Annotated in this window: 20 protein-coding genes and 2 pseudogenes; 11 read left to right on the top strand and 11 right to left on the bottom strand. The window is 70.8% G+C overall.

Going from position 1 to position 23,038, the window contains the following annotated elements:
• The first annotated feature begins 306 nt into the window (after window positions 1-306).
• A complete protein-coding gene (locus ACZ59A_RS27025; RefSeq protein WP_030829787.1) occupies window positions 307-642 on the top strand; it encodes a WhiB family transcriptional regulator in 336 nt (111 codons plus the stop codon).
• A 568-nt stretch (window positions 643-1,210) separates the two neighbouring features.
• Here ACZ59A_RS27025 and bagB read toward each other — a convergent pair.
• Both bagB and bagA read right to left on the bottom strand, forming a co-directional pair.
• A complete protein-coding gene (bagB, locus tag ACZ59A_RS27020) occupies window positions 1,211-2,554 on the bottom strand; it encodes an ATPase BagB (RefSeq protein WP_470963339.1) in 1,344 nt (447 codons plus the stop codon).
• A gap of 148 nt (window positions 2,555-2,702) precedes the next feature.
• Window positions 2,703-3,680, bottom strand: coding sequence for an ATPase BagA (bagA, locus tag ACZ59A_RS27015; RefSeq protein WP_470963336.1), 978 nt, complete (start codon window positions 3,678-3,680; stop codon window positions 2,703-2,705).
• 72 nt (window positions 3,681-3,752) lie between these two features.
• Between bagA and ACZ59A_RS27010 the strand changes: the two genes are divergently transcribed.
• The 4 genes from ACZ59A_RS27010 to ACZ59A_RS26995 all read left to right on the top strand — a co-directional run bounded on the left by ACZ59A_RS27010 (window position 3,753) and on the right by ACZ59A_RS26995 (window position 6,247).
• Window positions 3,753-3,911, top strand: a complete 159-nt coding sequence (locus ACZ59A_RS27010) for a DUF4177 domain-containing protein (RefSeq protein ID WP_003967454.1) — start codon at window positions 3,753-3,755, stop codon at window positions 3,909-3,911.
• A complete protein-coding gene (locus tag ACZ59A_RS27005; protein WP_470963332.1) occupies window positions 3,908-4,372 on the top strand; it encodes a RidA family protein in 465 nt (154 codons plus the stop codon). The genes ACZ59A_RS27010 and ACZ59A_RS27005 overlap by 4 nt, the downstream gene beginning before the upstream one ends.
• Window positions 4,373-4,442: 70 nt before the next feature.
• A complete protein-coding gene (locus ACZ59A_RS27000) occupies window positions 4,443-5,420 on the top strand; it encodes an NUDIX hydrolase (protein WP_470963329.1) in 978 nt (325 codons plus the stop codon).
• Entirely contained in the window at window positions 5,417-6,247 is an 831-nt protein-coding gene (locus tag ACZ59A_RS26995; RefSeq protein WP_470963326.1) for an MBL fold metallo-hydrolase, read from the top strand. The genes ACZ59A_RS27000 and ACZ59A_RS26995 overlap by 4 nt, the downstream gene beginning before the upstream one ends.
• Window positions 6,248-6,373: 126 nt before the next feature.
• Here the strand turns inward: ACZ59A_RS26995 and ACZ59A_RS26990 are convergent, their stop codons facing one another.
• Entirely contained in the window at window positions 6,374-7,048 is a 675-nt protein-coding gene (locus tag ACZ59A_RS26990; protein ID WP_009716739.1) for a Crp/Fnr family transcriptional regulator, read from the bottom strand.
• 300 nt (window positions 7,049-7,348) lie between these two features.
• On the opposite strand from ACZ59A_RS26990, the gene nth reads away from it, so the two are divergent.
• The 3 genes from nth to ACZ59A_RS26975 are packed head-to-tail and all read left to right on the top strand — an operon-like array spanning window position 7,349 to window position 10,137.
• On the top strand, window positions 7,349-8,242 hold the full coding sequence (gene nth / locus ACZ59A_RS26985) for an endonuclease III (RefSeq protein WP_470963323.1): 894 nt from the start codon (window positions 7,349-7,351) through the stop codon (window positions 8,240-8,242).
• Complete coding sequence (locus tag ACZ59A_RS26980) at window positions 8,239-8,925, top strand: NUDIX hydrolase (RefSeq protein WP_470963320.1); 687 nt, start codon at window positions 8,239-8,241, stop codon at window positions 8,923-8,925. The genes nth and ACZ59A_RS26980 overlap by 4 nt, the downstream gene beginning before the upstream one ends.
• Before the next feature lie 12 nt (window positions 8,926-8,937).
• Window positions 8,938-10,137, top strand: coding sequence for a MarP family serine protease (locus tag ACZ59A_RS26975; RefSeq protein WP_470963317.1), 1,200 nt, complete (start codon window positions 8,938-8,940; stop codon window positions 10,135-10,137).
• An 84-nt stretch (window positions 10,138-10,221) separates the two neighbouring features.
• Here the strand turns inward: ACZ59A_RS26975 and ACZ59A_RS26970 are convergent, their stop codons facing one another.
• From ACZ59A_RS26970 to ACZ59A_RS26940, 7 genes and pseudogenes are all read right to left on the bottom strand, one after another.
• Window positions 10,222-10,428 (bottom strand): hypothetical protein, encoded by a 207-nt coding sequence (locus tag ACZ59A_RS26970; RefSeq protein WP_470963314.1) that lies wholly within the window; start codon window positions 10,426-10,428, stop codon window positions 10,222-10,224.
• A 123-nt stretch (window positions 10,429-10,551) separates the two neighbouring features.
• On the bottom strand, window positions 10,552-11,478 hold the full coding sequence (locus ACZ59A_RS26965; protein ID WP_468043620.1) for an alpha/beta fold hydrolase: 927 nt from the start codon (window positions 11,476-11,478) through the stop codon (window positions 10,552-10,554).
• The gene (locus ACZ59A_RS26960; protein WP_468043621.1) at window positions 11,475-11,936 is read right to left on the bottom strand and encodes a phage holin family protein; all 462 of its coding nucleotides are present in this window, start codon (window positions 11,934-11,936) and stop codon (window positions 11,475-11,477) included. The genes ACZ59A_RS26965 and ACZ59A_RS26960 overlap by 4 nt, the downstream gene beginning before the upstream one ends.
• Before the next feature lie 88 nt (window positions 11,937-12,024).
• A complete protein-coding gene (gene nhaA, locus ACZ59A_RS26955) occupies window positions 12,025-13,416 on the bottom strand; it encodes a Na+/H+ antiporter NhaA (protein ID WP_470963310.1) in 1,392 nt (463 codons plus the stop codon).
• Between the two features lie 221 nt (window positions 13,417-13,637).
• Window positions 13,638-15,599 (bottom strand): acetate--CoA ligase, encoded by a 1,962-nt coding sequence (gene acs / locus ACZ59A_RS26950; RefSeq protein WP_470963307.1) that lies wholly within the window; start codon window positions 15,597-15,599, stop codon window positions 13,638-13,640.
• A 104-nt stretch (window positions 15,600-15,703) separates the two neighbouring features.
• A pseudogene (locus tag ACZ59A_RS26945) lies at window positions 15,704-16,606 on the bottom strand (carbonic anhydrase); the annotation flags it as partial.
• Between the two features lie 365 nt (window positions 16,607-16,971).
• Complete coding sequence (locus tag ACZ59A_RS26940; RefSeq protein ID WP_470963304.1) at window positions 16,972-17,976, bottom strand: ATP-binding protein; 1,005 nt, start codon at window positions 17,974-17,976, stop codon at window positions 16,972-16,974.
• A gap of 102 nt (window positions 17,977-18,078) precedes the next feature.
• On the opposite strand from ACZ59A_RS26940, the gene ACZ59A_RS26935 reads away from it, so the two are divergent.
• Window positions 18,079-18,900 carry a Fic family protein gene (locus ACZ59A_RS26935; RefSeq protein ID WP_470963301.1) on the top strand — a complete coding sequence of 274 codons (822 nt, stop codon included), beginning with the start codon at window positions 18,079-18,081 and terminating at the stop codon, window positions 18,898-18,900.
• Between the two features lie 352 nt (window positions 18,901-19,252).
• Here the strand turns inward: ACZ59A_RS26935 and ACZ59A_RS26930 are convergent, their stop codons facing one another.
• Complete coding sequence (locus ACZ59A_RS26930) at window positions 19,253-20,089, bottom strand: HAD family hydrolase (protein ID WP_470963298.1); 837 nt, start codon at window positions 20,087-20,089, stop codon at window positions 19,253-19,255.
• A 454-nt stretch (window positions 20,090-20,543) separates the two neighbouring features.
• Between ACZ59A_RS26930 and ssd the strand changes: the two genes are divergently transcribed.
• Both ssd and ACZ59A_RS26920 read left to right on the top strand, forming a co-directional pair.
• Window positions 20,544-21,653, top strand: a complete 1,110-nt coding sequence (ssd, locus tag ACZ59A_RS26925; RefSeq protein WP_468043633.1) for a septum site-determining protein Ssd — start codon at window positions 20,544-20,546, stop codon at window positions 21,651-21,653.
• Window positions 21,650-22,513, top strand: a pseudogene (locus ACZ59A_RS26920) (TadA family conjugal transfer-associated ATPase); the annotation flags it as partial. The gene ssd and the pseudogene ACZ59A_RS26920, both read left to right, overlap by 4 nt.
• Window positions 22,514-23,038 lie beyond the last annotated feature (525 nt).

Here is a 23,038-nt window from a genome sequence, read left to right as displayed (position 1 = left end):
CATCGCACCGCATTCCCCTCCCCACTCGAGTGAGTGATGAGACGTGCCCGGATTGTGGTCCCGTGTCCCGAGCTGTCCGGCGTTCGCCGCGTGAACTGCCCTGGTTTGCACCAGTAATCGCAAATGTCGTCAGCTCACTCCGTTGGGTGATCTGCCGCGTACCCATAGTCCGTTCGGGCCATCCAAGATTGGGCCTGCAGGGGGTGTTGCGGCTTGCTCGCCTTCCGTAACGTCCTCAACTGGCGACGGTGAATATGCCGTTTGTCGCCGTGGGGGAGCTCCGATTCGGGAGAGGACGGCGCCAGCATGGGCTGGGTAACCGACTGGAGTGCGCAGGCCGCCTGCCGCACTACTGATCCAGATGAACTGTTCGTCCAGGGCGCGGCACAGAACAGGGCCAAAGCGGTCTGCACCGGATGCCCGGTGCGCACCGAGTGCCTTGCGGATGCTCTGGACAACCGTGTCGAGTTCGGTGTGTGGGGAGGGATGACCGAGCGCGAGCGGCGGGCGTTGCTGCGCCGCCGCCCGACGGTGACCTCCTGGCGAAGGCTGCTGGAGACCGCACGCACCGAGTACGAGCGCAGCGCGGGCATTCTGCCCTTCGACGACGAAGAGTACGAGCGCTTCGCTGCCGTCGGATAGCGGTCGGCCGCCAGGCCGGTACGCGACGACGTCGCATCGCATCACAACTACATCACCCGCCCCTCGTCACGGGCTTGTTCTCTCATCTACGACGGGACGAGGAAGGGTGCACGACACGAGTACGGCCGCGACTGTGGTCGCGGCCGGTCGTGGCCGGGCGAAGGTGGTTCACGGGCTGGGGGCCTGCGGACCTTGGGGCAGCCCGCCACGCCATGCACGACGATGTGCATGGAACGACGGCATGCATGGACGGATGGGCAGAGCGCGACGGTGCGGACGATTGGGGATCCGCGGCGGGCGCTGTGACCGTTCCGGCCGTGCGCCGTGCCGGGCGTACCTGGGGTACGTCGGTATGCCGGGGCCTGGGCTCCGGGCTCGCGTGCCATGCGTACGCGTCGCTATGCGTACGCATCGCCATGCCTGCGCGGGCGTCGCCATGGGCACGTCGCCCCATGTCGTCCTGGGCACTTCGTACGCGGGCGCCATGGGCACCTGGGTAGGCGTCAGCCTGCCCTGACGGCCGTCGTGTCTGCCGTCCTCACCGCAGCGCCGCCGCCCGGGCCGGGCGTCAGCCTGCCGTGCGCTCGGACTGGTCCGCCGGGGTCGCCGCGAGGCGCTCGCCGATCGCCCGCAGCCCTGCCAGGTCGTGTACGTCTCCAGGGAGAGCGGCCACTTGGGCCACCGGCACTTCGGGGTGCAACGCCGTGAAGCGGTCGTGTGTGCGCTGCTCGCGTCCGAGCACCTGCATACGCTCCGCGTGCAGTCGAAGCAGTCCCGCGGCCAGCCGCTCCGCCGACGTGGGGGAGACGTCGGGGTCCGCTACCGAGGAATTGTCCGCTGCTGAGGCGTTCCGGGCTTGAGCATTCCCTGAGTCGGGATCGACAAATCCGTCGGCCTCAAGATTTTCCGCGCCGTCCCCGTGGTTGGCCGGAACGCTACCCTCCCCCGGCGGATCCGGAACGGCCGCGCTCTTCAGGGACAGCGTCTCCGCCGCAGCCAGGGCCCGTTCCGCCGAAAGCTGTTCGGCGCCGCTGCCGTGCACCCGGTTCAGTACGAGACCGGCCAGCGGCATCTGATCCGCGGCCAGCCGCTCGACGAAGTAGGCCGCCTCCCGCAGGGCGTCCCGCTCCGGGGCGGCCACCACCAGGAAGGCCGTACCGGGCGCCTGCAGCAGCCGGTAGGTGGCCTCGGCGCGGGTGCGGAACCCGCCGAACATGGTGTCCATCGCAGCCGCGAACGTTTGCACATCGCGCATCAGCTGCCCGCCGAGGACCTTGCTGACCGTGCCCGTCATCATGGACACGCCCACGTTCAGGAACTTCATCCCGGCCCGGCCGCCGACCTTCGCCGGGGCCATCAGCACCCGGATGAACTTCCCGTCCAGAAACGACCCGAGCCGCTTCGGGGCGTCCAGGAAGTCCAGCGCCGACCGGCTCGGCGGCGTATCGACGATGATCAGGTCCCATTCTTCGCGGGCCCGCAGCTGGCCGAGCTTCTCCATGGCCATGTACTCCTGCGTACCCGCGAACCCGGCCGACAGCGATTGGTAGAAGGGGTTCGCCAGGATCGCGCGGGCGCGCTCGGGGTCGGCGTGGGCCTCGACGAACTCGTCGAAGGTCCGCTTCATGTCCAGCATCATGGCGTGCAGTTCGCCGCCCGCCTCGTCCCCGACGCCCTCCACCCGCCGCGGCACGTTGTCGAGCGCGTCGATGCCCATGGACTGCGCGAGCCGGCGGGCCGGGTCGATCGTGAGGACGACGACCTTACGGCCGCGCTCGGCGGCCCGTACGCCGAGGGCGGCGGCCGTGGTGGTCTTGCCCACGCCGCCGGAGCCGCAGCACACCACGATGCGGGTCTGCGCGTCGTCCAGCAGCGCGTCGGTCTCCAGCCGGGGTGCCACGTCCATGCTCATGCCGCCTCCTGCGTACGGCGGGTGCCGCTTGTGCCGCTTCTGCCACCTGTGCCGTTCGTGCTGCCTGTGCCGTCCGTGCCGTCCGTGCCGTCCGTGCCGTCCGTGCCGTCCGTGCCCGTCCCGGGGCCGGTGCCGCGGCCCGGCCCCCTCACGACGGCCACTGCTTGCGCAGATCCGCCGCCAGCCGGTACAGCCCGGCCAGGTCGACGCCGTCCGTCTGCAGCTCCAGCTCGTGCAGCGGCAGGTCGAGACCGGCCAGCTCGGACCGCTGCGCCCGCTCCAGGGCGACGCGCTCCGCGTGCTCGCGCGCCTGCTCCAGCAGCGGGTCGACCAGCCGCTCGGCCAGGCCGCCGCGGCGCGCGCCGCCCAGCCCGGCCTGCGAGAGCGCCTTGGCCACGGCCGTGCGACGGCCGTTGGCGGCGGCGTCGACGGCCTCGTGGTCGAGGATCGCGGGCCGGACCATGTTGACGATGACCGCGCCCGTCGGAAGGCCGTCGGAGCGCAGCTCCGCGATGCCGTCCGCGGTCTCCTGGACCGGCATCTCCTCCAGCAGCGTCACCATGTGGACGGCCGTCTGGGGCGACTTCAGGACGCGCATCACGGCCTGGGCCTGGTTGTGTATCGGGCCGGTCCTGGCCAGCCCCGCCACCTCGTGGTTGACGTTCAGGAAGCGGGTGATCCGGCCGGTCGGCGGGGCGTCCATGATCACGGAGTCGTAGACGAAGCGGCCGTCCTTGCCCTTGCGGCGCACGGCCTCGCACGCCTTCCCGGTCAGCAGGACGTCCCGTAGCCCCGGCGCGATCGTGGTCGCGAAGTCGATCGCGCCGAGCTTCTTCAGGGCGCGCCCCGCCGACCCCAGCTTGTAGAACATGTGGAGATAGTCCAGGAGTGCGAACTCCGGATCGATCGCGAGGGCGTGGACCTCCCCGCCGCCCGGCGCGGTCGCGATCTTGCGTTCCTCATAGGGCAGCGATTCCGTTTCGAAGAGCTGCGCGATGCCCTGGCGGCCTTCGACCTCGACCAGCAGTGTGCGCCTGCCTTCGGCCGCGAGGGCCAGCGCGAGTGCGGCGGCGACCGTGGTCTTGCCGGTTCCGCCCTTGCCACTGACGACATGGAGCCTGCTCACACTGGGGAGCCTAACCAGTCCCCCCACGGGCTACGCACCAGGCCCCAGGAGTCAGGTATTACAGTCGGCTCCATGACGAAGTGGGAATACGCGACCGTGCCGCTGCTCGTACACGCCACGAAGCAGATTCTGGACACCTGGGGCGAGGACGGCTGGGAGCTGGTTCAGGTCGTTCCCGGGCCGAACAACCCCGAGCAGCTGGTGGCCTACCTGAAGCGGGAAAAAGCATGACCGCCGTCGAGGAGAAGCTCGCCGGGCTCGGCCTGACGCTGCCCGAGGTCGCGGCGCCGCTCGCCAGTTACGTCCCGGCGGTGCGCACCGGGCCGTACGTCTACACCGCGGGCCAGCTGCCGCTGGTGGACGGGAAACTGGGCGTGACCGGCAAGGTCGGCGCGGAGGTGACGCCGGAGGAGGCCAAGGAGCTGGCGCGCACCTGTGCGCTGAACGCGCTGGCCGCCGTGAAGTCGGTGGTCGGCGACCTCGACAAGGTCGTGCGGGTGGTGAAGGTCGTCGGCTTCGTCGCCTCGGCCCCGGACTTCACCGGGCAGCCGGGCGTCGTCAACGGTGCGAGCGAGCTGCTGGGCCAGGCGCTGGGCGACGCGGGCGTGCACGCGCGCAGCGCGGTCGGCGTGGCGGTGCTGCCGCTGGACGCCCCGGTCGAGGTCGAGATTCAGGTCGAGGTCGCCGACTAGCCCTTCCGTGTGGCCCGGGCCCCGGCAAGGGCCCCTCGAACATCCGCCCGCAAACGCATAGCATCCGGCCATGTCCACTACGAATGGCCAGTGGTATCCACCCGAGTGGCCAGAGCGCATCCGGTTGTTGTCGGCCGGTGAGCTGAAGCCGGTGACGCCGCGCCGGGCCGCCACCGTGCTGCTGCTGCGGGACGGACCGGACAGTGCACCGGGCGGGCAGGACGGGGAACACGGGGCGCACGGGGAACAGTACGGAACGGACGGCGACGGCGACCGCGGCAGCCACGCGGCCGGGCTCGCCGTGTACATGCTGCGCAGACGCGCCTCCATGGCTTTTGCCGGAGGCGCGTACGCCTATCCGGGTGGCTCGGTGGACCCGCGCGACGAGCGGATGGTCGCCTGGGCCGGGCCCTCGCGCGCCCAGTGGGCGCGGCGGCTGGGCCTCGACGAGAGCGACGCGACCCAGGCTCAGGCCATCGTTTGCGCGGCGGTCCGGGAGACCTTCGAGGAGGCCGGCGTGCTCCTCGCGGGCCCGACCCCGCACACGGTCGTCGCGGACACCACGGGCGACGACTGGGAGGCGGACCGGCTGTCGCTGGTCGCCCGGGATCTGTCGTTCGCCGAATTCCTCGACCGGCGCGGCCTGGTGCTCCGCTCGGACCTGCTCGGCGGCTGGGCGCGCTGGATCACGCCCGAGTTCGAACCGCGCCGCTACGACACCTGGTTCTTTGTGGCTGCGCTGCCGCGGGGGCAGCGCACGCGCAACGCCTCCACGGAGGCGGACCGTACGGTCTGGATCCGCCCCGGGGACGCGGCCGACGGCTACGACGGGGGCGAGCTGCTGATGATGCCGCCGACCATCGCGACGCTGCGCCAGCTGCGGCGGCACGGCACGGTCCACGACGCCCTGGTGGCCGCCGCGGACCAGGACCTCACCCCCGTGCTCGCACAGGCCCGGCTGGAGGGCGACGAGCTGGTGCTGAGCTGGCCGGGCCACGACGAGTTCACCAAGCACATCCCGGGTGCCGCGGGGGAGCCGGAAGCATGACGTACGCAGCCGCCCTGCCGGGCCAGCCGCGCGGGGGTGCGATCGGCGGCCCGGCGACCGACCGCGCCGTATGCGTCCTCGCGCCGAATCCGTCGCCCATGACGCTGGACGGCACCAACACCTGGATCGTCGCCGAACCGGACTCCGACCTCGCCGTCGTCATCGACCCAGGACCGCTGGACGACGGGCACCTCCGGAACGTGATCGCGACGGCGGAGCGGGCCGGGAAGCGGATCGCGCTGACGCTGCTGACCCACGGCCACCCGGACCATGCGGAGGGCGCGGCCCGCTTCGCCGAGCTGACCCGGACGCGGGTCCGGGCGCTGGATCCGGAGCTGCGGCTGGGGGACGAGGGACTGGAACAGGGGGATGTCGTCACCACCGGCGGTCTCGAACTGCGGGTGGTGCCCACGCCCGGCCACACCGCCGACTCGCTCTCCTTCCACCTCCCGGCCGACGGCGCCGTCCTGACGGGCGACACGGTGCTCGGACGCGGCACCACGGTCGTCGCGCATCCGGACGGGCGGCTGGGCGACTACCTGGACTCGCTGCGGCGGCTGCGGTCGCTCACGGTGGACGACGGGGTCGGCACGGTGCTGCCCGGCCACGGCCCGGTGCTGAACGACGCCCAGGGCGTCGTGGAGTACTACCTGGCGCACCGCGCCAACCGCCTCGCGCAGGTGGAGACGGCGGTCGAGGGCGGCCACCGCACGCCCGAGGACGTCGTGGCGCATGTGTACGCGGACGTGGACCGGTCGCTGTGGCCCGCGGCCGAGCTGTCGGTGCGGGCTCAGCTGGACTATCTGCGCGAGCACGGGCTGATCTGAGAATCGCCGGGCTGATCTGGGAATCGTCGGTGTAGACCGGTCTACATGGCGAAGGGCCCCGGCCGGGATTCCGGCAGGGGCCCTTTCGGCGTCTTACACGCTGTTCGGCGTCTTACGCGCGGTGCGTCAGCGGGACCGCTTGGCCAGCCGCTCGACGTCCAGCAGGATCACGGCGCGCGCCTCCAGCCGCAGCCAGCCACGGCCCGCGAAGTCGGCGAGTGCCTTGTTGACGGTCTCGCGGGAGGCGCCGACCAGCTGGGCCAGCTCCTCCTGGGTCAGGTCGTGGACGACGTGGATGCCCTCCTCCGACTGCACGCCGAAGCGGCGCGACAGGTCGAGCAGAGCCCGGGCGACCCGGCCGGGCACGTCCGAGAAGACGAGGTCGGACATCTGGTCGTTGGTCTTGCGCAGGCGCCGGGCCACGGCGCGCAGCAGCGCGGAGGCGACCTCGGGGCGGGCATTGAGCCACGGCTGCAGGTCGCCGTGGCCGAGGCCGAGCAGCTTGACCTCGGTGAGGGCGCTGGCGGTGGCTGTGCGCGGGCCGGGGTCGAAGAGCGACAGCTCGCCGATCAGCTCGCCGGGGCCGAGCACGGCAAGCATGTTCTCGCGGCCGTCGGGAGAGGTGCGGTGGAGCTTCACCTTGCCCTCGGTGACCACGTACAGGCGGTCGCCCGGGTCCCCTTCGTGGAAGAGGGCGTCACCCCGCGCGAGGGTGGCCTCTCCCATGGAGGCGCGCAGCTCAGCGGCCTGCTCGTCATCGAGCGCCGCGAAAAGCGGGGCGCGCCGCAGAACGTCGTCCACGAGTCTCTCCTTGTCGACATGCACAGGGGACCGTCGTCCCCATGATGCCGGACGGTAAAACAGTGCGATCAATCACAAGTTTGACGCACTGGCCTGCCGGACCGTGCGGCAGGGGTCCGATTGGGCGGGGTCTCGCCGGTGGCCCGGCCCGATGTCGGTGGCTGGGCTTAGGCTGGCCGGGTGTCCAATACGCCGGTGAGAGCACGGGGCAAGGGGGCCGAACGGGTGACCGCATCTCGTAATTCTGCTGTGGGCGAACAAGCGCCTGTCGAGCCGACGAAAGCGGCGAAGACGTCCAAAGTGGCCAAGCCAGCCACATCCGTCGAACCCGTAGAGACGGCGACGCCCGCGAAGCCCGCCGACGCCGCGAAGACGGCGAAGTCCGCAAAGGCCGCGAAGCCCGCTAAGGCGACGAAGACCGCCAAACCGGAATCCCGGACCGCGCTCGTCCGCCGTGCCCGGCGCATCAACCGCGAGCTGGCCGAGGTCTACCCGTACGCCCACCCCGAGCTGGATTTCAAGAACCCGTTCCAGCTCCTGGTCGCCACGGTGCTGTCCGCCCAGACCACCGACCTGCGGGTCAACCAGACCACCCCCGCGCTCTTCGCCGCCTACCCGACCCCCGAGGACCTGGCGGCCGCCGACCCCGAGGCGCTGGAGCAGCTGATCAGGCCCACCGGCTTCTTCCGCGCCAAGGCCAAGTCCCTGCTGGGCCTCTCCGCCGCGCTGCGCGACCGCTTCGACGGCGAGGTGCCGGGCCGCCTGAAGGACCTGGTCACGCTGCCCGGCGTCGGCCGCAAGACGGCCAACGTAGTCCTCGGTAACGCGTTCGGGGTGCCGGGGCTCACCGTGGACACCCACTTCGGGCGGCTGGTGCGGCGCTGGAAGTGGACCGACCAGGAGGACCCGGAGAAGGTCGAGGCGGAGATCGCCGCGCTCTTCCCGAAGAGCGAGTGGACGATGCTCTCGCACCGCATCATCTTCCACGGCCGTCGCGTCTGCCACGCCCGCAAGCCCGCCTGCGGCGCCTGCCCGATCGCCCCGCTCTGCCCGGCGTACGGGGAGGGCGAGACCGATCCGGACAAGGCGAAGAAGCTGCTGAAGTACGAGATGGGCGGCCAGCCGGGGCAGCGGCTGAGCCCGCCCGCCGACTATCCGGGGAGCCCTGCCGCCCCGCTGGGAGCCGCCCGGTGACGAGCACGTACGGCGGAGGCGTGGGGGTCAGCTCACAGGGGCTGCCCGAGTGGCTGCTCCCCGTGGCGCGGGCGGCCGAGACGATCGAGCCGCACCAGCTGAGCCGGTTCCTGCCGCCGCCGCAGGGCGGTGGCCGCCCCTCCGCCGTGCTGGTGCTCTTCGGGGACGGCCCAGGCGGCCCCGAGCTGCTGCTGATGGAGCGGTCCGGGTCGCTGCGCTCGCACGCGGGCCAGCCGTCGTTCCCCGGGGGCGCGCTCGACCCCGAGGACGGCGATCCGGACGGGGCCGGTCCGCTGCACGCCGCGCTGCGCGAGGCCGAGGAGGAGACGGGGCTCGACCCCGCGGGCGTCCAGGTCTTCGCCGTTCTGCCGCGCCTGTACATCCCGGTGAGCGGCTTCGTCGTGACGCCCGTCCTGGGCTGGTGGCGGCAGCCGAGCCCGGTCGGGCCGGTGGACCCCGCGGAGACGGCCCGGGTCTTCACGGTTCCCGTGGCGGATCTCACGGATCCGGAGAACCGGGCGACGACTGTTCACCCCAGTGGTCACCAGGGGCCGGCGTTCCTGGTCGAAGGGGCTCTGGTCTGGGGTTTCACGGCGGGTGTGATCGATCGCATACTGCACTACGCAGGCTGGGAACGACCATGGGACCGCGCGAAGCACGTCCCACTCGACTGGCGCGCGTGAGACGGTGTTCCGGTGAATGTGCTGGACATCCTGCTGCTGCTCGCCGCCGTATGGTTCGCGATCATCGGCTATCGCCAGGGCTTCGTCGTCGGCGTGCTGTCGGTGATCGGATTCATCGGCGGTGGCCTGGTGGCGATCTATTTGCTGCCGGTCATCTGGGACGGCACCACCGACCGGGCATCGCCCGGCACCTTCGGTGCCATCGTGGCGATCGTGCTGGTGATCGTCTGCGCCTCGGTCGGTCAGGCGGCCACGACCCACCTGGGCAACAAGCTGCGCCGGTACATCACGTGGTCACCGGCGCGCGCCCTGGACGCGACCGGCGGGGCGCTGGTGAACGTCCTGGCGATGCTGATGGTCGCCTGGCTGATCGGCTCCCTCGTGGCCGGTACCTCGCTCCCCACGGTGAGCAAGGAGGTCCGCGAGTCCAAGGTGATGTACGGGGTCTCCCAGGTGGTCCCGGAGGAGGCCAACACCTGGTTCTCCGACTTCTCCACGGTGCTCGCGCAGGGCGGCTTCCCGCAGGTCTTCTCGCCGTTCTCGAACGAGCCGATCCCCTCGGTGCCGCAGCCCGACCCGGCGCTCGCGCAGTCCCCGGTGGCCACGCAGGCCCAGAAGAGCATCGTGAAGGTCGTCGGCACCGCCCCGAGCTGCGGCAAGGTCCTGGAGGGCACCGGCTTCGTCTACGCGCCGAACCGGATCATGACCAACGCCCATGTGGTGGGCGGGGTCGACGACCCGACCGTGCAGATAGGCGGCGAGGGCCGCCTGTACGACGCGAAGGTCGTGCTCTACGACTGGAAGCGCGACATCGCGGTCCTCGACGTGCCCTCGCTGCAGGCCCCCGCGCTCCAGTTCACCCAGGGCGACGCGGACAGCGGCGACGACGCGATAGTGGCCGGGTTCCCGGAGAACGGCGCGTTCGACGTGCGCGCGGCCCGCGTCCGCGGCCGCATCACGGCCAACGGCCCGGACATCTACCACCGTGGCACCGTGCAGCGCGATGTCTACTCGCTGTTCGCGACCGTGCGCCAGGGCAACTCCGGCGGCCCGCTGCTCACCCCGCAGGGCAGGGTGTACGGCGTGGTCTTCGCCAAGTCGCTCGACGACGCGGACACGGGGTACGCGCTGACGGCGGACGAGGTGCGCAAGGACGCCGAGAAGGGGCGTACGGCCGACCAGCAGGTGGACAGCCAGGGTTGTGCCCTCTAGCCCCTGTTCCCCGGTGTGATCCAGGCGTGCGTGATCCCGGAGTGAATCCCTGCGTGAGGGGGATACGACGCCGGTAGGCGCTGCCTACCGGCTGCGTGGATGGCGCAGCCGCGCCGAGACCCAGCGGGCCCGGCGGCGGATGATGCGGGGAATCCCGACGATATTGGGATCATGGCCTTGGGTAGGCCCGGAACCGCCCCGCTCGGAAACGCTCAGTGCGGTATTGGCAGCAGCGGCGGCTTCGGGGCCGCGGCCGCTTGGTGCGTCACGGTAGTCGTGCGTCCAGCCCATACTCCGGACTTTGCCCCTGGCCCAAGGTCGGTAATCGCCGGTGACTGCGGCAATTGGCCTATGCGCCGGGCAAGTGGCTGTTCGAGAAACGTATGTTCGTATAACGTCGCCGCGGCGGTGGGCTCAGCGGTCCGGTTCCGGGTCCTTGAGCCAGTTGATCAGCTCGGTGGAGAAGGCTTCCGGGTCCTCCTCGTGCGGGAAGTGGCCGAGGCCGTCGAAGAGCCGCCAGCGGTACGGGGCCTCCACGTACTGCCCCGACCCCGCCGCGCTGCGGGTGCGCATCACCGGGTCGAGCGACCCGTGCAGATGCAGGGTCGGCACCCGTACCGGCCGCTTCATCCGGCGGTTGAACTGGAAACCGTCCGGCCGCCCCAGCGACCGCACCATCCAGCGGTACGGCTCGATCGAGCAGTGCGCGGTGGAGGGGATGGCCATCGCCCGCCGGTAGACGTCCACCGCCTCGTCCTCGGGCAGCCGCGGCCCGGACCACTCCCGGATCAGCCGCCCCACGGCCGCCGCGTCGTCCGCGACCAGCTGGCGTTCGGGCAGCCACGGCCGCTGGAAGCCCCAGATGTGGGAGCCCGCGGCGCTCTGCCTGACGTCCCCGAGCATCGCCGAGCGCCAGCGCCGCGGATGCGGCATGGACGTCACCGCGAGCCGCCGCAGCAGCTTCGGCCGCATCACCGCTGCCGTCCACGCCAGATATCCGCCCAGGTCATGGCCGACCAGGGCGGCGTCCGGCTCGCCGAGCGAGCGGATCACACCGGTGATGTCGAGGGCGAGGTTGGCCGGGTCGTACCCCCGCGGCGTACGGTCGCTGCCGCCCACTCCGCGGAGGTCCATCGCGACCGCCCGGTACCCGGCGTCGGCGAGCGCGGTCAGCTGGTGCCGCCAGGTCCACCAGAACTGCGGAAACCCGTGGAGCAGCAGCACCAGCGGGCCGTCGCCCAGCTCGGCGATGTGGAAGCGCGCGCCGTTGGCCGCGACGTCCCGGTGGGTCCAGGGGCCGTCCAGCCGAACGACCGACGCGGAGCTATCAGGGACGGTCATGCCGACGAGCGTGTCACATCCCGTACGGAGCGGCCGCCGTTCCCCGCTGCCCGCGGATGCGGCTTGACGTTCCCGAGGACGGCCGCCGTCTCCTTGGACGAGGCCATGGACCGCTTCGGCGCCTTGACCTTCTTGAACTTCAGCAGTGCGAGCAGGCCCAGGATCCCGGCGATCAGCCAGTAGATGCCGCCCACGATCAGGAAGCACCAGGCGAGGCCGAGGCCGGTCCAGGAACGCATTCCATAGGCGAGGGCGAAACTCAGCACCGGAAGCGAGAACAGGATCAGCACCCCGGCCGCCACGCCGGCACCGCTGCCGACCGCCGCCTTCTTGGCGCCCACCCGGAGCTCGGCCTTGGCCAGCGCGATCTCGTCGTGCACCAGCGCGGACAGATCGGTGGTCGCCGTGGCCACCAGCTGGCCGAGGCTGCGGTTGCCGCCGTCGTCGGCTGCGCTCATCGCCATCTCCCTCTGCTCTTGTACGTCTTCCAGTCGTCTTCTGCGCTGTTCTGCGGCTTTCAAGCCTCTCAGATCATGGCGTCTCAGATCATGCCGGACCATCGTCACCGGAGTCGTCTGCGGCGACCACTTCGGCAAGCCGCCGGTGCTCCGCGGCCTTGGCCTCATGGAGGGCGGCCATCCGGAGGTGGTATTCGGGGGTGTCGAGTTCATAGACGTCGGGGATGCCGTCCATGTCCTCGTCCCGCTCCTCGTCCTGATACAGCCGCTGGTAGCGGTTGTTGCGCAGCTTGACGAGGATGCCCGCGAGCAGCGCGGCGCACAGCGAGCCGATGAGCACGGCCGACTTCACCTCTTCGGCGAGCGCCGGATCGTCGGGGAAGGCCAGTTCGCCGATGAGGAGGGAGACGGTGAAACCGATCCCGGCGAGCGTCGCGACGGCGAACACATCCGCCCAGGCCAGATCCTCGTTCAGCTCGGCCCGGGTGAACCGGGCGGCGCACCACGAACCCCCGAACACCCCGACGGCCTTGCCCACCACCAGGCCGAGGACGACGCCGAGCGTCTCGGGACGGGTGAAGACGTCCGCGACGGCGCCGCCCGAGATCGGGACCCCTGCGGCGAAGAGAGCGAACACCGGCACGGCGAGCCCGGCCGACAGGGGGCGCACCCGGTGCTCGATGCGCTCGGCGGGGGAACGGTCCTCGCCCTCCCGCACGGTGCAGCGCAGCATCAGGCCCATCGCGACGCCCGCGACGGTGGCGTGCACTCCGCTCGCGTGCATCAGCGCCCAGATCACCAGGCCGAGCGGGAGGTAGATGTACGCGCCGCGTACGCCCTTGTGGTGCAGCAGCCGGAAGAGGGCGAGCCCGGCGAAGGACAGGCCGAGGGCGAGGAAGTTGATGTCCTTGGTGAAGAAGATCGCGATGATCAGGATCGCGCCGAGGTCGTCGACGACCGCGAGGGTGAGCAGGAACGCGCGCAGGGCGGCGGGCAGCGCGGTGCCGATGACGGCGAGCACGGCGAGCGCGAAGGCGATGTCGGTGGCGGTCGGTACGGCCCAGCCCTTCAGGTTGCCGCCGCCGGTCGCGTTGACGGCGACGTAGACGAGGGCGGGGGCGGCCATGCCGCACAGCGCGGCGATCACGGGCAGCGCGGCGGCCTTCGGATCGCGCAGCTCGCCCGCTACCAGCTCGCGCTTCAGCTCGATGCCCGCGACGAAGAAGAAGACGGTGAGCAGGCCGTCCGTGGCCCAGGACTCGACGGACAGATGCAGATGCAGCGCCTGGGGGCCGAACGAGAAGTCCTTGATGTCGCCGTAGACGCCGCTGAGCGGGGTGTTCGCCAGAATCAGCGCGGCGATCGCGGCGACAAGAAGGATCATGCCGCCGACGGTCTCGGTGCGTAGCGCGTCGGTGATGAATGTCCGCTCGGGCAGCGAGAGGCGGCCAAGAAACTTGCGGTTGGTGGGCGCGGCCACGGGCGGGGCCTCCTGGGTCGTCGGGCGGGTGCGGACACACGTGTGGTGTGTGCCGACCAGACTTCCCGGCGCGCCCTCGTCATCTTGTCGCGTCGTTAACGCGGCAGGTACTCACCTTAACCGGAACGGACGAGGGGCGCCCCCGCATGGCGGGAGCGCCCCTCAGCCGAGGGCTGCACGGCTGATACGGCCGCTGCGCGGGCTCCAGTTACGGCCGCTGGTCAGTCCTCGCTGGGCGCGGACGGCAGCTTGCTCTGGATCAGCTCCATGACGGAGGAGTCGGTGAGCGTGGTGACATCGCCCAGCGCGCGGTTCTCGGCGACATCGCGCAGCAGCCGACGCATGATCTTGCCGGAACGGGTCTTGGGCAGCTCGCCCACCGGCAGGATCCGCTTGGGCTTGGCGATCGGGCCGAGCTGCTTGGCGACATGCGCCCGCAGCTCCTCGACCAGACTCTCGTCCTCGGTCACGCCGCCGCGCGTGATCACGAAGGCGCAGATCGCCTGGGTGGTCTGCGGGTCGGTGGCCCCGACGACGGCGGCCTCGGCGACGTTGGGGTGCGAGACGAGCGCCGACTCCACCTCGGTCGTCGAGATGTTGTGGCCGGACACCAGCATCACATCGTCGACCCGGCCGAGCAGCCAGATGTCGCCGTCGTCGTCCTTCTTGGCGCCGTCGCCCGCGAAGTAGCGGTTCTCGAAGCGGGACCAGTAGGTGTCCAGGTAGCGCTGGTCGTCGCCCCAGATGGTGCGGAGCATCGATGGCCACGGCTCGGTGAGCACCAGATAGCCGCCCGCACTGTTCGGCACCTCGTTCGCCTCGTCGTCGACGATGGTGGCGGCGATGCCGGGAAGCGCCACCTGGGCCGAACCGGGCTTCGTGGCGGTGACGCCCGGCAGCGGGCTGATCATGATGCCGCCGGTCTCGGTCTGCCACCAGGTGTCGACGACGGGCGTGGTGTCCGCGCCGATGTTCTTGCGGTACCAGACCCACGCCTCGGGGTTGATCGGCTCGCCGACCGAGCCGAGGACGCGCAGCGAGGACAGGTCGAACTTGGCCGGGATGTCGTCGCCCCACTTCATGCACGCGCGGATCGCGGTCGGGGCGGTGTACAGGATGGTGACCCCGTACTTCTGGACGATCTCCCACCAGCGGCCCTGGTGCGGGGTGTCCGGCGTGCCCTCGTAGAGCACCTCGGTCGCCCCGTTGGAGAGCGGCCCGTAGACGATGTACGAGTGTCCGGTGACCCAGCCGACGTCGGCCGTGCACCAGAAGACGTCCGACTCCGGCTTGAGGTCGAAGACGGCGTGGTGGGTGTACGACACCTGGGTGAGGTAGCCACCGGTGGTGTGCAGGATGCCCTTCGGCTTACCGGTGGTGCCGGAGGTGTAGAGGATGAACAGCGGGTGCTCGGCGTCGAACGCCTCGGGCGTGTGCTGCTCCGGCTGGCGGCCCACGATCTCGTGCCACCACACGTCGCGGCCCTCGTTCCAGGCCACCTCCTGGCCGGTGCGGCGGACGACCAGCACGCTGCGCACGTTCTCGGTGCCGGGACGGGTCAGGGCCTCGTCGACGGCGGGCTTCAGCGCGGTCGGCTTGCCCCGGCGGTAGCCGCCGTCCGCCGTGATGATCACGCGGGCGTCGGCGTCCTGGATGCGGGTGGCGAGGGCGTCGGCCGAGAAGCCACCGAAGACCACGGAGTGCGGGGCACCGATGCGGGCGCAGGCCAGCATCGCGATGACGGCCTCCGTGATCATCGGCAGGTAGATGGCGACCCGGTCGCCCGTCTGGACCCCCAGCTCGGTCAGCGCGTGCGCCGCCTGGGAGACCTCCCGCTGCAGCTCGGCGTAGGTCAGGGAACGGGTGTCCCCCGGCTCCCCCTCGAAGTGGAGTGCCACCCGGTCGCCGAGCCCGTTCTCCACGTGGCGGTCGACGCAGTTGTACGCCACGTTGAGCTTTCCGTCGGCGAACCACTTCGCGAAGGGCGGGTTCGACCAGTCGAGCGTCTCGGTCGGCTCGGTCGCCCAGGTCAGCCGACGGGCCTGCTCGGCCCAGAAGCCCAGGCGGTCCGCCTTCGCACGCTCGTATGCCTCGGCCGTCACGTTGGCGTTCGCGGCCAGCTCGGCCGGCGGCGCGAAGCGGCGCTCCTCACGAAGAAGGTTGGCCAGGCTTTCGTTGCTCACGACATCTCCCATTCCCAGGGTGTCCGTTGTGTCCCGGCCATAGCTCATCAGCCCCGGGCAGGCTCTGACAAGGGCTGACGCCGTAAATTGGTTTAGACCTGTAGTCAGATCGCCTCCAGCGCCTCCGCGGCGCCCTCTTTTCCGGGCTCCAGGGCGGCGGCCGGACCGGCCGCGCAGACGGCCACCGGGATGCCGTCGTCCGGCCGGACGGCCAGGAATCTGCCCGATCCGGGGTCCAGGACGTACGCCTGAGCCTCTGCCACATGGAAGTACATCCCGTGGAGTGCCAGCCCTCCTTCCGCCACCCGTCGCGCGACACAGGCGTGCGCCGTCAGATGCTCCAATTGCTGCATCACGTTGATCAGCGCCAGCCGCTCCACATCGTCGGCCACCGGCCGGTCGGCCAAGGCGACCTCGCCGCGCCCCAGCCGCCCGATCCGCTCCATGCGCGCAAGCCCGGGCCTGCCGTGGCGCAGCCAGCGCGCCAGCGGCGTCTGCGCCCCGGGTGGCGCGGCCGCCGAGCCGAGCAGCGCCTGCATCGCCCCGCACCCGGAGTGCCCGCACACCGTGATGCTGCCGACCCTCAGCACGTCCACCGCGTACTCGATGGCCGCCCCCACGGAATCGCAGGCGGCGTCCTCGCCGGGAGGCGGCACCAGATTGCCGACGTTCCGCACGGTGAACAGATCGCCGGGGCCGCTGGAGGTGATCATGCTGGTCACCAGGCGGGAGTCGGCGCAGGTGAGAAACAGCTGGGTGGGTCGCTGTCCCTCCCGGGCGAGCCGGGCCAGCTCATCGCGGACCAGCGGCGCGGTGTTGCGCTGGAAGGCGCTCACCCCGCCCAGCAGCTGCCCCGCGCCCTCTCCGTGCCCGCGTTGGTGTCCGTGTCCGTCCCCGGCCGCCGGGGCGGGGCGGGTGCAGTGGTGGTCGCGCCAGGGCGTCCACGGACGGCAGGCGGGCGCACCGGCCGACTCGGCGGCCGGTCGCCGCGGTCGGCTGGAGCGGCGCAGCAACAGGAAGACGGCGACGGCGATCCCGGCGACCGCGATCCCTGCGATCACGACGGCCATCAGTCCGGCTTGCGGCGGGGCGGGCGCGGCAAGCGTGATCTGGTCCAAGAGCTTCAACATTCCCGTCTCCTCCGGGGCTTCGCGGTCGCGGGCAAGAGCGCGGCCGTGGGTCACGGCGTACTGCGGTGCTGACTCCCAAGTATTGGTAAATGAATCGTAATGCTAGGTAAAGTCAGTGGGAAGCCTTTTGGGGGGGTGCGGGTATTTGTTCCCTCTATGGAGTGAATAGTCAGGTGAGATGACTACATGCAGGGTGGGTGCGCAATGCGGGTGCCTGTGTGGGTGCGGGTGCCTGCGGACGCCTATGCGGGCGCGGGAGTGGCCGCCGCCCGCCCGGTCTGGGCGGACTCGTCCAGGGCGAAGGCCGGATCGACCTGTGCGGCCAGGTCGGCACCCGTCTTCGCGTTCCCCCAACTCTGCGCGTTCTTCAGGTGGAAGTGCACCATCTGCCGCGTGTAGCGCTGCCAGTCCCGCCGCTCGTAGGAGGCGTCCACCGCGTCGTGCAGCGTGCGCAGGGCCGCGCGGTTGGGCTCCTCCAGCTCCGCGAAGCGCGGGGCGCGGCCCTTCTCCATTGCCCGGACCCAGTCGGAGTGGCCGACGGCGACCAGCAGGTCGTCGCCCACCTCGGCGCGCAGGAAGTCGAGGTCGTCCGGGCCCTGCACCTTGTTGCCGACCACGCGCAGTGCCACGTCGAAGTCGCGGGCGTACTCCTTGTACTGGCGGTAGACCGCGATGCCCTTGCGGGTGGGCTCGGCGACCAGGAACGTCATGTCGAAGCGGGTGAAGAGCCCGGAGGCGAAGGAGTCACTGCCCGCCGTCATGTCGACGACCACGAACTCCCTGCGCCCGTCGACCAGATGGTTGAGGCACAGCTCGACCGCGCCGACCTTCGAGTGGTAGCAGGCGACGCCGAGATCGGACTCGGTGAAAGGTCCGGTCGCCATCAGCCGCACCTCCCCGTCGCCGAGCGGGACGGTCCGGGCGCACGCCTCGTAGACGGGGTTGTCCTCGCCGATCCGCAGCAGCCGCGACCCCTCGCCGGGCGGCGTCGTCTTGATCATGGTCTCGGCGGAGGCGATCCGGGGGTTCGTCCCGCGCAAGTAGTCCTTGATCAGGGGGAGCTGGGCGCCCATGGCGGGCAGCTTGGCGGCCTCCGCCTCGTCGAGCCCGAGTGCCGCGCCCAGATGCTGGTTGATGTCGGCGTCGACCGCGACGACCGGGGCGCGGGTGGCGGCGAGATGGCGGATGAACAGCGACGACAGCGTCGTCTTGCCGCTGCCGCCCTTGCCTACGAAAGCGATCTTCATGTTCAGGAAGCGTAGGTGAGTGATCCTCTCCCATGAGGGATTTACGTGAAGAAAACCACTCCAACGAGGGGCGCCGGGCAGTGGGTGCGTAGGGTCGTACTCATGAGTACGTCAGCAGATCCGCTCGCCACCCTGGCGGCGCTGCCCGGTGTGGCCGAGTCCGTGGAGGCTGTACGGACGGCAGTGGACCGGGTCTACGGCCACCGGGTGATGCGCCGCCGCAGCAATGAGGTCACGTCCGAGGCGGCGCTGCGCGGAGCACGTGCTTCCGCGGCGCTGGCGGGCGCCGACTGGCCGCTCGAAGAGGTCCGCCGCCGCACCGACTTCGGGGCCGACGGGGAGCCGCACACGGTGGGTGCGGCGCTGCGGGTGACCGCCGAGGCGGGCCAGTTGCTGAGCGTCTGGCGGCAGTCGCCGCTGCGAGTGCTGGCCCGGCTGCATCTGGTCGCGGCCGGCGGGGCGGACGAGGACGACAGAGTCGGACGGCCCCGGCTGGCGGGCGAACCGGTGCGGGAGCAACTGGTCGGGCCGGAGCCGCCGGACGCCGACGAGGTGGCGGGTAGGCTCGACGGCCTGGCGCGGCTGCTGCTCGCGGGCAGCGAGGCCCCGGCGCTGGTGACGGCGGCGGTGGTGCACGGGGAACTGCTCGCGCTGCGGCCCTTCACCTCCTACAACGGCCTGGTGGCGCGCGCGGCCGAGCGGATCGTGCTGGTCGGCAGCGGACTCGACCCGAAGTCCATCTGCCCGGCGGAGGTGGGCCACGCGGAGCAGGGTGCCGCCGCGTGTGTGGCCGGGCTGGAGGGCTATGTGTCCGGGACGCCCGAGGGTATGGCGGCCTGGATCGCGCACTGCGGGCGGTCGGTTGAGCTGGGTGTGCGGGAGAGCACGGCCGTGTGCGAGGCGATGCAGCGGGGAGCGGCCTGAGGCCGTCCGGCTTCCGGTGTTCCGGGCCCAGGGTGTTCCTGGACCGGGTCCGGGTCCGGACAGAGTTGCGGCGGCACCGCGAGGGTGCCGCCGCTGGCACGTCCGCCGGGTTACCAGTGCGTGCACAGAATTCGCCCATCAGGCCGGGATCTTCGCCCGTCACCTGGTGCGGCTGGCCCGTAATCGACGGGTCGGCGTCGCGTGGGTGCCTGGCATCCGTGCTCGGTCCGTGGGGCCTTGGTGCGTCTGGGGGAGATCCTCCCGGATACCCCTGGTCTCGCGGGCCGTCGATTCCTTTCTACTCCTGCGCGGAGCCAAGTGGAACCCCTCCACGCAGATCTTTGCGGTGAGGTCAAATGCGGGCATAAGGGGCGCGTCGTCGACTGGCGTACCACACCAGACCGGCGGTGGCGGCGGCCGCGCCCACCGCCGCGACCGCGGCCAGCACCGGCCGTGGCGGCATGGACAGCGAGGGCACTCGCTGCTTCAGTCGCACCGGGCGGTCGAAGGAGAGCACCGGCCAGCCGCGGGCGACCGCTTCGCGGCGCAGAGCCCGGTCCGGATTCACCGCGTGCGGATGGCCGACCGACTCCAGCATCGGCAGGTCGGTCCCCGAATCGCTGTAGGCGTAGCAGCGCGACAGGTCGTATCCCTCGGACTCGGCCAGCTCGGCGATCGCCTCGGCCTTCGTCGGCCCGTAGGCGTAGTACTCGACTTCCCCGGTGAAGACGCCGTCCTCGACGACCATGCGAGTGGCCACCACCCGGTCCGCACCCAGCAGCTCGCCGATGGGCTCCACGACCTCCGCTCCCGAGGTGCTGACAATCACCACATCGCGTCCTGCGGTGTGGTGTTCCTCGATGAGGGAAGCCGCCTCGTCGTAGATGATGGGATCGATCAGATCGTGCAGAGTCTCCGCGACGATCTCCTTCACCTGCTGGACATTCCAGCCACGGCAGAGTGCTGAGAGGTACTCGCGCAACCGCTCCATCTGGTCGTGATCGGCGCGCCCGGCGAGGAAGACGAACTGGGCATAAGCAGTACGCAGTACGGCCCGACGGTTGATCAGCCCACCCCGGTAGAAGGACTTGCTGAAGGTGAGCGTGCTTGACTTCGCAATGACCGTCTTGTCCAGGTCAAAGAAGGCGGCTGTCCGGGGCAAGGAGTGGTTTTCCACGACGCCGAGCATAGGGCCCACCATTCGGCGTAAGCTGAGGCGCGTGGGTTTGCCTGAGAAGGCTCTCGGGTACACCATGGAAGTCACGGATCGTTCGCGACCGTGCTAACCCGGCCCGACTCCTCCCCCCCCGAGTCGGCCGTGGGGACGACCCCCGCTCTCCCCCCCGGCGGGGGTCGTCGCATGTCCGGACGCTTTTTCGGGCCTTTCACGAGATCTTGCTCCCCTCATCCGGGTCCGGGTGACGTCTGCCCCCGCACAGCCTGAATGGTTACCGTGTGTAATCGCCAGACTGCACTCCGGAAGTCACCGGTTTAGGTGACTGGGATATTCACAACTGATGAGTTGTCCACGGTTTTCGACCAAGATCCCCAAGATTTTCAGGATCGCGACACGGTGATTCTCCGCGTTGTTTGCACTCGCCGTTCGCGTGAGTGAGAGCGCGTAACGAAATGGGGAGGGGATCGTGACTGCATCCATCACACCGGAACGGTCATCACCGGTAGAAGGACAGCGCATCAGACCGCTGATCGTCACCGAGGACGAAGAGCTTCTCGACGATCTGCTGAGGCTGTGCGCGGCCGCCGGAGCCGAGGCCGAAGTGGCGCATGGCGCACCTACGCGCCGGGGCAGTTGGGAGGGAGCGCCGCTGATTCTCGTCGGGGACGACGCGGCGGCCGGGCTCCGGGGCCGCGCCCGCAGAGCGGGCGTGCTGCTCATCGGGCGCGATCTCGACGATCACGGCATCTGGCGCCGGGCCGTGGATCTCGGCGCCGACAATGTGGCATTCCTGCCCGATGCCGAGACCTGGCTCGTGGACCGGATCGCCGATGTCGCGGAGGGAGTTGGCCAGCAGGCTCTGACCATCGGGGTCATCGGCGGCCGCGGCGGGGCCGGAGCCTCCACCCTCGCCTGCGCCCTGGCCGTCACGGCGGCCCGCTCGGGTCGGCGCACCATGCTCATCGACGGCGACCCGCTGGGCGGCGGCCTCGATGTGCTGCTCGGTGGCGAGGGGGCGGAGGGGCTGCGGTGGCCCGCCTTCGCCGAATCGCGCGGCCGGGTCGCCGGGAGCGCGCTGGAGGAGTCGCTGCCCGAGCTGCACTCCCTGCGAGTGCTCAGCTGGGACAGGGGCGATTCGGTCGTGATCCCGCCCTCGGCGATGCGCGCGGTGCTGGCCGCGGCCCGTCGGCGCGGCGGGGTCGTTGTGGTGGATCTGCCGCGCCGGGTGGACGAGGCGGCGGCCGAGGCGCTCGCGCAGGTGGATCTCGGTCTGCTGGTCGTCCCGGCGGAGCTGCGCGCCGTCGCGGCCGCCCACCGGGTGGCGTCCACGGTGGGCATGGTGCTGAGCGATCTGCGTGCGGTGGTGCGGGGCCCGTGCGGGCCCGAGCTGGACGACGAGGAGATCGCCCGGCTGCTCGGTCTGCCGCTGGCCGGTCAACTGCCGCCGGAGCCGGGGCTGCTGGACGCGATGGACGGTGGCGAGCCCCCGGGCGGCAGCGCGCGCGGCCCGCTCGGCCGGTTCTGTGCCGAGTTCTGGGCACGGGTCCTGCCCGGCGCCGGGGGTGTCACCGCATGAGCGTCGAAACCCCGGACCTGCTGGACGCGGTGCGGCTGCGGCTGGCGAAGAGCGGTGCGGATCCTACTCCCTCCCGGGTGGCGGCTGCCCTGCGCGAGGAGGGGCGGCTGCTGGGCGACACCGAAGTGCTCGGTGTGGTCGCCGCCCTGCGCTCCGAACTGGTCGGCACCGGCCCCCTGGAGCCGCTGCTCGCTGCGCCCGATGTCACGGACGTCCTGGTCACCGCCCCGGACCAGGTCTGGGTGGACCGCGGCGCGGGGCTGGAGCGGACCGCCGTCACCTTCGCCGACGCGGCCGCTGTGCGCAGGCTCGCCCAGCGGCTCGCGGCGGTGGCCGGGCGGCGGCTGGACGACGCCCGGCCCTGGGCGGACGCCCGGCTGCCGGACGGGACACGGCTGCACGCGGTGCTCCCGCCGGTGGCCGTGGGATCCACCTGCCTGTCGCTGCGGGTGGTGCGTCCGCGGGCGTTCTCCCTCGACGAGCTGGTGGCCGCCGGGACCGTGCCGCCCGGCGGCGCGGAGCTGCTGCGGGCCATGCTGGACGCCCGGCTCTCGTATCTGGTGAGCGGCGGTACCGGGTCCGGCAAGACGACGTTGCTGAGCACCCTGCTGGGGCTGGTCGGCCCGGAGGAGCGGATCGTCCTCGCCGAGGACTCGGCGGAGCTGCGGCCCGACCATCCCCATGTGGTCCGGCTGGAGACCCGCCCCGCCAACCAGGAGGGCCGGGGCCAGGTCACCCTGCGGGACCTGGTGCGCCAGGCGCTGCGGATGCGGCCCGACCGGCTCGTGGTCGGTGAGGTGCGGGGCCCCGAGGTCACCGATCTCCTGGGCGCGCTGAACACCGGCCACGAGGGCGGCTGCTGTCGGATGGCTATGAAGATTTCAGTAGCTCAAGATTCTTTTCAGTGAAGATTTCAGTAGCGCACAAAAGTTTTCAGTGTGAGTACTGAGCGTGACTGTTCGGCCCGATGCGGTGGTCGTCTCATCTGGAACCCATTGGGGCGGATGTCATCGGCCTCGACGCTGATCGGGGTGGGCGCTCCGGTGGTACGGGTGCGGCCGTCGGCGCTCCGGTGGCGGGCGGGCAGAATCGCCTCGCATTCGTACCACCACACCCCGTCCGTGGTGCGGGTGCGACCGGTGACGATGACGTCGAGCTCTTGGCCGACCGGGAGCGTGGCGCGGGCCCAGGGCCCCGCCTTCGACCGCCACTCGTCCTCCGCACACCCATTCGTTCGATTCTAGTTCGAATTCCCGGGCGGAGGCCTACCAGGAGCATCAGTGTCCAGTGTCATTGAACCTTGACCGCGTGCCATCGAACCTTGACGGATGCGAGTTCGTGTCAGCGAAGTTTGATTGCGCTGGTCACGTCGCGCGAGCGGGGCA

The organism is Streptomyces sp. NPDC040405 (assembly GCF_055595765.1).
The sequence above is the reverse complement of the archived record's forward strand: the minus strand, read 5'-3'. Positions and strand labels throughout refer to the sequence as shown.

Bases quoted from the DNA above. Each gene is read 5' to 3' on its own strand.
- ACZ59A_RS27025 (WP_030829787.1), top strand. From the start codon at position 307: ATGGGCTGGGTAACCGACTGGAGTGCGCAGGCCGCCTGCCGCACTACT.
- ACZ59A_RS27010 (WP_003967454.1), top strand. From the start codon at position 3,753: ATGACGAAGTGGGAATACGCGACCGTGCCGCTGCTCGTACACGCCACG.
- ACZ59A_RS26930 (WP_470963298.1), bottom strand. From the start codon at position 20,089: ATGCTCGGCGTCGTGGAAAACCACTCCTTGCCCCGGACAGCCGCCTTC.
- ACZ59A_RS26940 (WP_470963304.1), bottom strand. From the start codon at position 17,976: ATGAAGATCGCTTTCGTAGGCAAGGGCGGCAGCGGCAAGACGACGCTG.
- ACZ59A_RS26935 (WP_470963301.1), top strand. From the start codon at position 18,079: ATGAGTACGTCAGCAGATCCGCTCGCCACCCTGGCGGCGCTGCCCGGT.
- ACZ59A_RS26995 (WP_470963326.1), top strand. From the start codon at position 5,417: ATGACGTACGCAGCCGCCCTGCCGGGCCAGCCGCGCGGGGGTGCGATC.
- ACZ59A_RS27000 (WP_470963329.1), top strand. From the start codon at position 4,443: ATGTCCACTACGAATGGCCAGTGGTATCCACCCGAGTGGCCAGAGCGC.
- ACZ59A_RS26970 (WP_470963314.1), bottom strand. From the start codon at position 10,428: ATGGGCTGGACGCACGACTACCGTGACGCACCAAGCGGCCGCGGCCCC.
- ACZ59A_RS27005 (WP_470963332.1), top strand. From the start codon at position 3,908: ATGACCGCCGTCGAGGAGAAGCTCGCCGGGCTCGGCCTGACGCTGCCC.
- bagB (WP_470963339.1), bottom strand. From the start codon at position 2,554: ATGAGCATGGACGTGGCACCCCGGCTGGAGACCGACGCGCTGCTGGAC.
- ACZ59A_RS26960 (WP_468043621.1), bottom strand. From the start codon at position 11,936: ATGAGCGCAGCCGACGACGGCGGCAACCGCAGCCTCGGCCAGCTGGTG.
- ACZ59A_RS26965 (WP_468043620.1), bottom strand. From the start codon at position 11,478: ATGACCGTCCCTGATAGCTCCGCGTCGGTCGTTCGGCTGGACGGCCCC.